Origin of the sequence: Planococcus sp. CAU13 (genome assembly GCF_000775575.1) — a bacterium.
Taxonomy (GTDB): Bacteria; Bacillota; Bacilli; order Bacillales_A; family Planococcaceae; genus Planococcus.
In genome coordinates, this window is the sequence record NZ_JRGN01000169.1 from 1 (window position 1) to 12,466 (window position 12,466).

A 12,466-nucleotide genomic window follows, 5' to 3' on the forward strand; every position below is an offset into this window, starting at 1 on the left:
CAACTAAATTGGTTCTAACCGCAACTAAATGGATTCCAAGCGCAACTAAATGGGCAAACTCCGCAACTAAAATTTAAATTTGGAAAATATTTCATAAAAATCAGTTGATAATATGTCAACCGCACCACAAATGGAGTAACCCGCACCCCAAATGCTTCTAACCGCACCCCAGACCGGTCAAGCCGCACCTCAAGCGTTAAAGTTCGCACCTCAATAAATTTGCAATGAAAATCCATATATTACCGTTACAAATAATAAAACCGTCATCCAAAAGCGATGACGGTTCGAATAAATATCTAATAAAAAAATCCGGTTTCTATAAATTAAAGTGCTCTTTAATAAGCACAGCGACTTCTTTTGGATTGATGCCGGTATTATTAATACGCAGATAATGTTCTGCTGCAATTTCATTTTCATCAGAATTCAGGCGAAACCTTTTGTTGGATCCCAGCATTTCTTTTTCTGAAGAAGCGGTATCACGTTTCGTCGGTTTATGCTCCAAACGATTCGCGGTTTTATTTCTTGCTATCCGTTCGTCTAAATCGGCTTCCAGTTCGACAAAGAAAATTTCAGCACCTTGGGCGTCAAAGATTGCAGAGACCTTCTCAACAAAATCCCAGTCTTCCTGTTGGTCGAATGCCCACACATATGTAAAAATCATGCCGTACTTATCGCTTTTCGCAAAAGCATTAAAAATTTCTTCCCGGAACTTGGTGGAAAGCTGCCACATTTCTGGTTCAAACCCAAAGAAAGGTTCGAGCAGATCGATGGTCATGTGATTATGAAGCAGCTTCAGTTGAGTGATTTTGCTTAATTCCTGACCGACCGTCATTTTTCCGACGGCCTGTGGACCGAACAATAATACGAATTTCATTCCTATTCACCTGAACTTTCGATTTGATGGAAATAAAAACAGCAGGCCAGCAATATTTCCGCTGGCCTGCTGTATAAAATGCAGCTGCTATTAAACTTTCGATACTTCCATGACAGCGCCTGTGTAAGCGTCGGCCATGAATTCGAATTGCTCCAGTTCATCTTCGCGGTGGCGCGTGATGCCGCCTTTGTAGACGTCGGTCGTGATGGCATGCTGTGTATAAGGTTCAGTTTTCATGTAAATCCATGAGCCGTCAATCGGGCCTTCTTCTTTAAACGAGTTCTTTACCTGCTTCAGAACTTCATCGGCCGGGTAAAGCTTTTGCGTACGGTCCACCATCTCTTTGATGACGTACGTTGCAGCCACGCCTGTGGCAAAGCCGATCAATAAATCACGATTTTTCAATGGAATCCCTCCTATACTTGCTGGCTAAATTGTACCATACATAATAAAAAAACAAGAAATGATAACAATGCCTCATCAAATAAACTTCGCCTTTCGAAATTTAAAAGTGGAAATTAACTGAAAAAAGCACTAAACTGATTAAAGGCATTTCATTTAGGAGGAAATTGGACCATGAATCATGTAACGAGAGAGTTATTTAAAACTTTGACAGAACTGCCGGGCGCTCCCGGCAATGAACACGCAGTGCGCAAATTCATGAAACAGGAGCTGGAACTGGTTTCAGACAGACTGATCCAGGATAAGCTTGGCAGTATTTTTGGTGTCAAAGAAGGCGAAGGAAATGGACCGCGCATTATGGTCGCCGGACATATGGATGAAGTCGGTTTTATGGTGACGCAGATCACTGATAACGGCATGATCCGTTTTCAACCGCTCGGCGGCTGGTGGAATCAGGTAATGCTGGCCACCCGTGTCGAAATTATTGCCGGTGACAAAGTGATACCGGGTGTAATCGGTTCGATTCCCCCGCATTTATTGAGTGAGGAATTGCGCAGTAAACCGATGGAAATCAAAAATATGCTCATCGATATCGGGGCAGATGATAAGGAAGATGCGCTGTCGTTCGGCATCCGCCCGGGGCAGCAGATCATTCCGTACAGCCCGTTTACGCCAATGGCAAATGACAAAAAGATCATGGCCAAAGCATGGGATAACCGCTATGGCTGCGGGCTGGCCATTGAATTATTGCGCGAACTGAAAGATGAAAAATTGCCGAACCAATTGTTTTCAGGCGCGACAGTGATGGAAGAAGTCGGTCTTCGCGGCGCACAGACTGCAGCAAACATGATCGACCCGGACATTTTCTTTGCGCTGGATGCCAGTCCTGCCAATGACGCCGACGGCAATAAAGACGAATTCGGCCAATTGGGCAAAGGGACGCTCCTTCGTATTCTCGACCGCAGCATGGTTACTCACCGCGGCATGCGGGAATTCGTGCTGGATACAGCGGAGTCGAATAATATCCCGTACCAGTATTTCATTTCGCAGGGCGGCACGGATGCCGGGCGTGTGCATACGGCGAACGAAGGCGTTCCAAGTTCCGTCATCGGAATCTGCTCCCGCTATATCCATACTTCTTCATCGATCATCCATACCGATGATTATGCAGCGGCGAAGGAATTATTGGTGAAACTGGTGAAAGCAGCTGACCGGACAACCGTTGAGACAATTAAAAATAATGTATAAAAAAAGTGCCCCCGGGCACTTTTTTTAGTGGAAGGGAATCGGATGAAATGGAAAAGATGAAAATTGCAGTAGCTTCAAAAAATCCGGCGAAAATCCGGGCAGTCAGCGAGGCTTGCGCGGAGCTTAATTTAAATGTGGAAGTCATCGCTGCTGAAACGGAATCGGGCGTGGCCGCGCAGCCATTCTCACTTTCTGAAACGCGTCTCGGAGCAGTTAACCGCGCAACAGCGGCACTGGCGGCTGGAGCGGATCTGGCCATCGGTCTGGAAGGCGGCGTATACGAACTTGAAGGCATACTGTATCTGTGCAATTGGGGAGCGATGGCCACTGCGGACGGCGCCATATTCACTGCAGCCGGGGCGCAGATTCCACTGCCGGAAACTATCGCCGAACAATTGAGAGCCGGACGTGAGCTTGGTCCGGTAATGGATGACTTTGCAAATGAAACAGGTGTCCGCAAGCACATAGGTGCGATCGGGATTCTGACAGCCGGAGGAGTCGACCGCGGAGAAATGTTCGGGCATGTCGTCAAATTGCTGATCGGGCAATTTCAGTACTACAGCGGTTGAGTTGCATGTGCCTGCAAACACCTCTAAAATAGGTATCAGTATAGCAGGGGAGGAAAACGCGTGAAACGGTCAATATTTATCATGGGAATTTTGTCAGCACTACTGGTATTAGCCGGCTGCATGGCGTCTGCTGAAGAACGCCTGGCAGCAGGATTGTCGGAAACCCGTAAGGCTTTTGAAGAAAAACCGCCTGAAACCAATGAAACCGCAGGGCAGATCGAGCTTTATCTGCCGGGGGGATATGACATTGAAGAGCCATCCGATGATAATAATGTCATCATTACCAGAGGAAGCGATTCATACGTGCTGTTCATCAATCCGAACGAAGCTCCCGACAGCAAATTTTTCTATGAACTGCAAAAAGCGAACGATGAGCAGGTATGGATAGCCGATGAAACATTCGAGCAGAATGGCCGGTCCGGATTTGTGACGCTGCGTGAAATTGCCGAAGACCGGATTGAAGTGGTCGTCAGCGCAGGCGGCGTGAAAATGACCACCATTTCTGAAGAATCGGATGTTCCGGGCAACATGGAATGGATGATGAAAACAGTGCGTTCGATCAATACAGAAAATTGAGGTGGATGAAAAGTGAAAAACCTGGAGTCAGTTGAACAGTTCAACAACTATAAAAACAGCGAGCCGACAGTTTTCATGTTTACGGCAGGATGGTGCCCGGATTGCCGTGTCATTGACCCGGTCATGCCGGACGTTGAAGAAAAGTTCGGGCAGTTTACATTCGTGTCGGTTGACCGGGACGAATTCATCGATCTTTGCATCGAATTGGACATCTACGGCATACCGAGTTTTCTCGCATTCAATAGAGGAGAAGAACTTGGCCGTTTTGTCAGCAAGGACCGGAAAACACAGGAAGAAATCGAATCCTTTATTGCAGGATTGCCCCTATAACACAAAGACGGTTCGCCTGTGAAGGTCGAGCCGTTTATTTTTGACAGAGAGGAAGATCGATATGAATTCCACACAGCTATTTAATCTTTTAAGAGAACGGCTTCCGAGCCGGGATCTGGAATGGCGTTATGACCGCGAGAAAAATACTGCGAACATCCGCCATATAAAAATTGGCAAAGGCCTGACGCTCGACCTGCCGAAAATCGCAAGCCGCTATGAAGTCAAAGGGGACGAAGCGGTGAATGAAATCATCTATACCATCAACGAAACGTTTAAGGCGATGGAACGTGAAGCGGAAGGGGACCTGCCGGGCGGCGAACATATCTATCCGGTCATCCGTTCCACTTCGTTTCCATTGGAGTCAAATGAGGGACACCGCTTCATAACAACGGACCATACAGCGGAAACGCGTATATTTTATGCGCTCGATACCGGTGCAGCCTATCGCTTAATTGATGAAAATATGTTAAATTCATTAAGTCTGACAGAAGACCAGCTCAAGGAACTGGCGAGATTTCAGGTCCGCAAGCTGAAAACTGCAGTCAAGGAAGATCATGTCGCCGGCAACGTGTTTTATTTCCTTAACGAAAATGATGGTTATGATGCAAGCCGCATATTGAATGAGACGTTTCTGAAAGAAATGAAAGAGAAAATCACCGGGGACATGACTGTTTCCGTTCCGCATCAGGATGTATTGATTATCGGCGATATCCGCAACGAAATGGGCTACGATGTACTGGCACAAATGGCCATGCATTTCTTCACCAATGGCAAAGTGCCGATTACATCGCTGTCGTTCATTTACGAAAACGGAGAATTGGAACCGATTTTCATCCTGGCAAAAAATAGACCCGAAGAGGAGAACGATAAGAAATGAATGCATTTTACAATAAAGAAGGAATAGGCGACGTGCTGCTGGTTCAGCTGCAGACGGAAAAGCCTGAAAAGATCCATACAGAAATTACTGGAGACATCACGCTTATTAAGGACGGGGCGGACAATATTGCCGGCTTCAACCTTTTTAATGCATCACAATACATCACATTCCCGGAGACAGGAGCAATCGATGTTTCCGAGCAACTGGTCACTGAATTGCAGAACGCTCTGGAGAAAAACAGTGTGGATCTGCTGCTGGAAGTGGATTTGTCGCCAAAATTCGTCGTCGGCTATGTGGAGTCGATGGAAAAACATCCGAATGCGGATAAATTGAATGTCTGCCAGGTTGCGGTCGGGGAAGAACGCCTTCAGATCGTCTGCGGAGCACCGAATGTGGAAGCAGGCCAAAAAGTGGTCGTGGCAAAAGTTGGCGCAGTGATGCCTTCAGGAATGATCATCAAAGATGCCGAGCTGCGCGGAGTTGCGTCAAGCGGCATGATTTGTTCAGCAAAAGAATTGGCGCTGCCCGATGCTCCCCTGGAAAAAGGGATTCTGGTGTTGGATAACGATATTAAAGCCGGAACAGCATTTGAAGTAAAGGCGTGATTTATCATGAGTTGGGTTAAAAAAATATGGAATCGGATGTTCACGGATGAAGTGGAAGAAGAAGTTACACCGGAATATGAAGCGCCCATAGAACAGCCAGGCAGAAATGTGCCTTTCCGTTTTCCGTTGATCACGGATGAAGAAAGAGAAATCTTTTTAAAACGGGAAGCAAGCGGAGAAAAAGTCACCATGGCTGAAGTGCGGCAGGAATTGGTCAGGCGGCCGCGGCAGCCTTCGCCTTCTGAACAAAGAGAAAAACTGGCAGAGTCCAGAGCAGTCAGACGCCCAGTCCAGCAGGCTCCGAGACGGCAGCCGCCTGCAGCAAGACCGGTTCAGCAAAGCACGCCCGAACCTGTCAGACGCCGTTACGAACCGACAAGAATTCCGTCGCCCATTCATGGTTACAATGAAAGAAAACCTGAGCGGATTGAAAAGCTTCTCGAAACGAAGGAATTGAAAGTAGAATTCCAGAAAGCGATTTTGCCGCAGCCTGAAATACCGGCAACAGAGCTGGTGAAGGAAGAATCGGCCACACCTGAAGAAATCGCAGTACCTGCTAAAAAGCAGGAAATTGCACCAGAACCGTTGAAAGAAAAAGAAAAGATTGTTGTCCAGCCAGTGGAAGAAATTACGGTACATAGCGAAACAATTCCAGCCGCTGCTGAATCACAGCCGCCGGCAACCGTAAATGCAGAAAAGAAAAAAGAAAAAACGGTTCCGTTTAATGTGCTGATGCTGAAATCGGATAAAGAGAAAATCAAAAAACTTAATCCGCTTTCGGTGAAACTGCAGCCTGTTCCTGTTCAAAAGCAGGAAACGCCAATAAAACCAGCCGGTGCTGAAACTGCAGCCATCAATAAGTCCGCCGAACCTATGCCCCAAGCTGCTCCCGAAGCAAAATCTGATCCGGGCTACGAACACCCGCACAGCAGTTTTCTTCAAGTGCCTGAAAATGACCGGAAAGACGACGAGTGGATGGAGGAACAGGGGGAGCGCCTGATTGAAGCGCTGTCCCATTTCCAGGTGCAGGCAACAATATTAAGCATTATACAGGGGCCGGCCGTAACGCAATTTGAGCTGACGGTGGCGCAAGGCGTGAAAGTGAGCAAAATCCGCAATTTGGCAGACGATCTGAAATTGGCGCTGGCTGCAAAAGATATCCGCATCCAGGCACCGATCCCGGGCAAAAGCTCAATCGGCATCGAAATTCCGAACAGGACTTCACGTGCCGTAAGAATTTCAGAGGTGATCAACAGCACGCAATTCCGTGATTCCGATTCCCCTGTGGAGGCGGCCCTTGGACTCGATCTGACCGGTAAACCGGTGACGCTCGATCTGCGGAAGATGCCGCACGGTTTAGTGGCAGGGGCGACCGGCTCAGGGAAATCGGTATTCATCAACTCCTTGCTTGTGAGCCTGCTGTACAAATCCTCACCTCGTGACCTGAAATTATTGCTGATTGATCCGAAAATGGTCGAACTTGCGCCTTATAACCATATACCCCATCTCGTCAGCCCGGTCATTACAGATGTCAAAGCAGCTACTGCTTCGTTGAAATGGGCGGTTTCTGAAATGGAACGCCGCTATCAGCTGTTTGCACATGCAGGTGTAAGGGATATCAGCCGCTATAACAAACTCGTTAAAGAAAAAGGCGATCATGCACAGCATCTGCCTTATATATTGATTGTCATCGATGAATTGGCTGATTTGATGATGATGTCCCCGTCGGACGTTGAAGATGCGATTTGCCGGATTGCCCAGAAAGCGCGCGCCTGCGGCATTCATCTGGTCATTGCGACACAGCGGCCGTCAGTCGACGTGATTACCGGTTTGATCAAATCGAATATCCCGACACGCATCGCCTTTTCTGTATCTTCACAGGTGGACAGCCGGACAATCCTTGATTCGCAGGGAGCTGAAAGGTTACTTGGCAGGGGCGACATGCTGTATCTCGGAAACGGCATGTCCGCTCCGAGCCGTATTCAAGGGACATTTGTAACGGATGAAGAAATTGAACAGATCATTGAACATGTACGCAGCCAGGGAGAGCCTGAATATTTCTTTAAAGAAGAAGAATTGATCAAACAGGGTGGATCAGGTGCCGAGCAGGATGAACTGTTTGAAGAAGCCTGCCGCTTCATCATGCAGCAGGGCAGCGCCTCGACATCCTTATTGCAGCGGAAATTCCACATCGGCTATAACAGGGCTGCACGTTTGATGGATCTCATTGAAGAACATGGCTTCATTTCGGAACAGAACGGCAGCAAACCCCGCTCTGTCCTGATCACGGAAGACGATATGTCAGAAGTTTTTCAATGATATTGTTTCATTATTTTAAAATATCGATTATATCTTATGTGAATAAAAATGTGATATAATCGGATAATTGTTTGATTCAACGGCTAGTACATCCTCAAGATGTCCATAGACTACTTTCAACTTCCACAGGAGGTTCACTTATGACAGTTTTACACTTTACCGGCATCAAAGGCTCAGGCATGAGTCCGCTGGCGCAGATTATGCACGATATGGGAAGAGAAGTGCAGGGTTCTGATATTGCCAAGCATTTTTTCACTGAAGACCGCCTTCGCGACAGAGGGATTTCGATACTCCCTTTTGACCCGGATAATATAACAGCAGACATGACCATTGTTGCCGGCAATGCTTTCAATGATGAGCATCCGGAGCTGGTGCGCGCACGAGAAATCGGCGCGACTATCATCCGCTACCATGAATTCCTTGGAGATCTGATGAAGCAGTATGTTTCTGTGGCAATCACAGGCGCTCACGGGAAAACCTCTACAACAGGTTTGATGGCCCATGTATTGAATGGCTATAAGCCGGTTTCTTATTTGATTGGCGACGGAACGGGCTATGGTATGGAAGATTCTCATTTCTTCGTCGTTGAAGCGTGCGAATACCGCCGCCATTTCCTGGCGTACCATCCGGACTATGCAATCATGACGAATATAGATTTTGATCATCCTGATTATTTTGCCGGAATCGGCGATGTGTTCAATGCATTCGAAGAAATGGCCCAGCAGGTGAAGAAATGCATCATCGCTTGCGGCGATGACGAGTATCTTCAAAAACTGCAGTCGCCGGTGCCGATGGTTTACTATGGTTTCGGTGAAGAGAATGATTTTCAGGCGCGCAATATTATAAAAACGACGGAAGGCACAACATTTGATGTTGTCATCCGCAATGAATTTTTCAATACCTTCACGATTCCGATGTTTGGAGACCATACGATCCTGAACGCGCTGGCTGTTATTTCGCTGTGCCATTATGAAAATATACCAGCGGATATTATCCAGCAGCAATTTAACGTGTATCAGGGAGTCAAACGCAGATTTACGCAAACCGAGATGGGAGATCGCATACTGATCGACGATTATGCCCACCACCCAACTGAAATCCGCGCGACGCTGCAGTCTGCACGGCAAAAATTTCCTGACCGGGAAGTCATTGCGATTTTCCAGCCGCACACATTCACGCGGACTCAGACATTTCTGCAGGAATTCGCGGATTGCCTGAGCGGGGCGGATCAGGTTTACCTGTGTGATATTTTTGGCTCTGCCCGCGAAGAAGCCGGCACGCTGACGATCGGTGATCTGGAAGATAAAATTCCTGGCAGCAAATCGCTGCAGGTGGAAAATGTAGCGCAATTAGCAAATCATAAAGACGGCGTTTTCCTGTTCATGGGAGCGGGAGATGTCACGAAATTCAAGGAAGCTTTTGAAGACCTGCTGAAATCAGAGGAAACAGTTTAACTTTCGAGTTAGACTGTTTTTCTTTTTTTGCAGGTTTTTTCAGCTTTTTATAGAAGTATTGTAAAGGGACTGTGTTTAGGCCCAGTTCGACAAGGGTAGAAATACAATATACCAGAATGTAAAAGGAGGAATTATGATGGATTGGCAAATACTGCTTTACATAGCCGCAATCGTGGCTGCAGTCGGATTCTTAATTCTATGCGTAGCTTTGGCAATGACATTGAATTCGTTGAAAAACACTTTGCAGGAAGTGTCCGGCACTGTCGCAGGGCTTGAAAACCAATTGCAGGGGGTGACATTGGAAACCACCAACCTTTTGCATAAAACAAACGAGCTGGCTGAAGACATCCAGGGCAAAACAGAGAAACTCAACGGCGTTGTGGATGCCATGAAAGGCGTCGGCAATTCGGTGACTGACCTCAATGCATCTGTAAGGCGCATCACAATGTCGATCGCATCGCAGGCCGAACAAAATGAAGAGAAAATTGCTCAGGTTGTACAATGGAGCAACGTTGCCATGGGCATCCGCGACAAGTGGAAAGCCCGCAAAGTCTATAACACACGTCAGGCTGAAACGTATCAGCCGGTGCCTGGACAAAAGCAGCTTCCGCATAACAACCAATTTTAATCAGCTGAAATTACAACTAAAATAATCCACTGGAGGAATGTAAAATGACTGGAAACAATAATAACGGATTCAATAGCCAAAACCCGAATTACAACGATTCACAGTATAATAGAGACTATTATTCGAATACTGGGCAGGATTATCAGCAAAGCGATTACGTGCCTCAGTCGTATGGCATGTCAAGCCGCTATGATGATCTTTATGATTACGAAGAAGAATCAGGCTCAGGCAGCTTCCTTGCAGGAGCAATCGTCGGAGCGGTAATCGGCGCAGCAGCTGCGTTATTCCTGGCACCAAAATCAGGCAAAGAATTCCGCGGAGATTTGAACTCGCAGGTTTCTTCTCTTAAAGAAAAAACGCAGAGTTCCGGCTCAGGCTCAGGCAGCGAAGGCGGCTTGAAACAGCAGTTGAAAGACCAGTCCTCAAAAGTTGTCGATAAAGTAAAAGGCATCAAAGGTGGATCTTCGCCAATGGATGACGGAACAGCATCATCCGAAGGGGAAGAATCGATCAATTTGCACGCCACTATCACGAATAATGTACATGATTCGAATAAGGAAACAGAATCAGCAGGTGACGATGCATTCACTTCAACCGCCAATGCGTTAAAAGAAGCCGTTGAAGAAGTGACGGACGAGAAGAAATCCGGTTCAGGTTCTTCCACCGGATCATCTTCGAAAGACTCAAACAGCTCAAGTTCAGGATCGAACTCGAACCAGAATTCAGGAAATCCAGCGAATCTGAGTCAGAACAAACAAGGAAATCCTTCAAATAAAAACAATGCCGGCAACAATAATTCCAATAAAAACAATTCTGGAAACAACAACTCGAGCAAAAATAATTCCAATTCCAACAGCAATAAAAACAATTCCACAAAATAAGCTGGGAGCGGATAAAATGAAAAATCTTATACGCGTACAGGACCTGGACAGCTTGAAAAAAGCAGTTGAAGGAACTCAAAGCTTTTGGCTGTTCAAGCACAGCAGCACATGTCCGGTTTCTGCAGCTGCCTGGAACGAATACAATGAATACTGCTCATTGCATTCCCATCAGCTTTTTCTCTTCCTTGTCGTTCAGGAAGACCGGGAATTGTCCCAGGCAATCGAAGAAATCACGCAAATAAAACATGAATCACCGCAGGTCATGCATTTTTCCAACATGCAGGTGGACTGGCATGCATCACACAACGATATCAAAAGCAAGGCCATGAAGGAATTTATTGCATAATCGACTCAGCCGGAGCCCAGTGCTCCGGCTTTCTTATGTTCTTTTACTTTAGTGCGTTGAAGCGCTAAAATATTTTGCGTGACTTTGCCGAATACTTTGCATATAATGGTCCTATCATGTTAATATAAATCACCGATTAAAGGTGATTTATGAAAGGGGAAATAGGAATGAGCCAGAAGGATCTAGAACAGCTGAGAGAACAGGTAGATGCAGTAAACCTGCAAATTCTTTCCCTCATTAACGAAAGAGCTTCAGTTATACAGGAAATTGGGAAAATCAAAGAAAAACAAGGGATGAACAGATATGACCCGCTCCGTGAGCGCCATATGCTCAATCTCCTGAAAGATAATAATAATGGGCCTTTGGATCAAAAGACAGTTGATCATATATTCAAGGAAATCTTTAAATCCGCTTTGGACATGCAGGAAGAAGATACGCGTAAAACTTTGCTTGTCTCACGCAAGAAACAGGCGGAAGATACAGTCATCAGCATTAACGGTGAAAAAATTGGGCAGGGCCAGCCGTCGTTCATCTTTGGCCCATGTGCAGTTGAATCCCAGGAACAGGTTATGACTGTAGCTGAAGCCATTGGTGCGAAGGGTCTTAAAATGATTCGCGGCGGAGCTTACAAGCCGCGCACTTCTCCTTACGACTTCCAAGGACTCGGCTTGGATGGCTTAAAAATGCTGAAAAAAGCTGCAGATGAGTACAATCTGGCAGTTGTTTCTGAAATTGTAACGCCGCATCACCTGGAAGAAGCTTTGGATTATGTGGATGTTATCCAGGTCGGCGCACGCAATATGCAGAACTTCGAATTGCTGAAGGCAGTCGGCAGCATCAATAAACCGGTGCTTTTAAAACGCGGCATGTCAGCCACTATTGAAGAATTCATCAATGCAGCCGAATACATCATCGCTTCCGGCAACAGCCAGATCATTCTTTGTGAGCGCGGAATCCGCACCTATGAAAAAGCGACACGCAATACCCTTGATATTTCCGCGGTTCCAATCCTCAAACAGGAAACGCATTTACCGGTGTTTGTGGATGTCACGCATTCAACTGGCCGCCGCGACTTACTGCTACCGGCAGCGAAGGCAGCGATTGCCATTGGAGCAGACGGCGTGATGGCAGAAGTCCATCCGGATCCGGCAGTCGCTTTATCGGATGCCCAGCAGCAGATGAGTCTGCCGCAATTCGACGAATACTACGATTCACTGATGAAATTCATGAAGCAATACGAAATGAAAGTATAAGCAAAAAGCCGGGCAAACCCCGGCTTTTATATTTTTTTAATTTAAATACAACTTACATACCGCTTTGGCGCTTTGGACCAGGTTCCCGCAATAAGCCGAGAAGA

Annotated in this window: 14 protein-coding genes; 12 read left to right on the plus strand and 2 right to left on the minus strand. The window is 46.6% G+C overall.

What is annotated here, in order from left to right:
• Positions 1–316: 316 nt before the first annotated feature.
• Entirely contained in the window at positions 317–874 is a 558-nt protein-coding gene (locus KW93_RS06970) for an AAA family ATPase (RefSeq protein ID WP_033542271.1), read from the minus strand.
• A gap of 90 nt (positions 875–964) precedes the next feature.
• On the minus strand, positions 965–1,279 hold the full coding sequence (locus tag KW93_RS06975; RefSeq protein ID WP_033542272.1) for a peptidase M4: 315 nt from the start codon (positions 1,277–1,279) through the stop codon (positions 965–967).
• Between the two features lie 171 nt (positions 1,280–1,450).
• On the opposite strand from KW93_RS06975, the gene KW93_RS06980 reads away from it, so the two are divergent.
• From KW93_RS06980 to KW93_RS07035, 12 genes are all read left to right on the plus strand, one after another.
• On the plus strand, positions 1,451–2,524 hold the full coding sequence (locus tag KW93_RS06980) for a M42 family metallopeptidase (RefSeq protein ID WP_033542273.1): 1,074 nt from the start codon (positions 1,451–1,453) through the stop codon (positions 2,522–2,524).
• A gap of 47 nt (positions 2,525–2,571) precedes the next feature.
• Positions 2,572–3,093 carry a DUF84 family protein gene (locus KW93_RS06985; protein ID WP_033542274.1) on the plus strand — a complete coding sequence of 174 codons (522 nt, stop codon included), beginning with the start codon at positions 2,572–2,574 and terminating at the stop codon, positions 3,091–3,093.
• A 60-nt stretch (positions 3,094–3,153) separates the two neighbouring features.
• The gene (locus tag KW93_RS06990) at positions 3,154–3,669 is read left to right on the plus strand and encodes a hypothetical protein (RefSeq protein WP_033542275.1); all 516 of its coding nucleotides are present in this window, start codon (positions 3,154–3,156) and stop codon (positions 3,667–3,669) included.
• 12 nt (positions 3,670–3,681) lie between these two features.
• Positions 3,682–3,999 carry a thioredoxin family protein gene (locus KW93_RS06995; RefSeq protein WP_033542276.1) on the plus strand — a complete coding sequence of 106 codons (318 nt, stop codon included), beginning with the start codon at positions 3,682–3,684 and terminating at the stop codon, positions 3,997–3,999.
• A gap of 61 nt (positions 4,000–4,060) precedes the next feature.
• Positions 4,061–4,876, plus strand: a complete 816-nt coding sequence (locus KW93_RS07000) for a DUF1444 domain-containing protein (protein WP_033542277.1) — start codon at positions 4,061–4,063, stop codon at positions 4,874–4,876.
• Positions 4,873–5,481, plus strand: a complete 609-nt coding sequence (gene ytpR / locus KW93_RS07005; RefSeq protein ID WP_033542278.1) for a YtpR family tRNA-binding protein — start codon at positions 4,873–4,875, stop codon at positions 5,479–5,481. Before KW93_RS07000 ends, ytpR begins: the two co-directional genes overlap by 4 nt.
• A gap of 6 nt (positions 5,482–5,487) precedes the next feature.
• Positions 5,488–7,800: a DNA translocase FtsK gene (locus tag KW93_RS07010; RefSeq protein WP_033542279.1), complete on the plus strand. Its 2,313-nt coding sequence runs from the start codon at positions 5,488–5,490 to the stop codon at positions 7,798–7,800.
• Positions 7,801–7,940: 140 nt separating this feature from the next.
• Positions 7,941–9,254 carry a UDP-N-acetylmuramate--L-alanine ligase gene (gene murC, locus KW93_RS07015; RefSeq protein ID WP_033542280.1) on the plus strand — a complete coding sequence of 438 codons (1,314 nt, stop codon included), beginning with the start codon at positions 7,941–7,943 and terminating at the stop codon, positions 9,252–9,254.
• 136 nt (positions 9,255–9,390) lie between these two features.
• Complete coding sequence (locus KW93_RS07020) at positions 9,391–9,882, plus strand: DUF948 domain-containing protein (RefSeq protein ID WP_033542281.1); 492 nt, start codon at positions 9,391–9,393, stop codon at positions 9,880–9,882.
• Between the two features lie 44 nt (positions 9,883–9,926).
• On the plus strand, positions 9,927–10,763 hold the full coding sequence (locus tag KW93_RS16905; RefSeq protein WP_052131493.1) for a YtxH domain-containing protein: 837 nt from the start codon (positions 9,927–9,929) through the stop codon (positions 10,761–10,763).
• Positions 10,764–10,779: 16 nt separating this feature from the next.
• The gene (gene ytxJ, locus KW93_RS07030; protein WP_033542282.1) at positions 10,780–11,109 is read left to right on the plus strand and encodes a bacillithiol system redox-active protein YtxJ; all 330 of its coding nucleotides are present in this window, start codon (positions 10,780–10,782) and stop codon (positions 11,107–11,109) included.
• A gap of 167 nt (positions 11,110–11,276) precedes the next feature.
• Complete coding sequence (locus KW93_RS07035) at positions 11,277–12,362, plus strand: bifunctional 3-deoxy-7-phosphoheptulonate synthase/chorismate mutase (RefSeq protein WP_033542283.1); 1,086 nt, start codon at positions 11,277–11,279, stop codon at positions 12,360–12,362.
• The last annotated feature ends 104 nt before the right edge of the window (positions 12,363–12,466 follow it).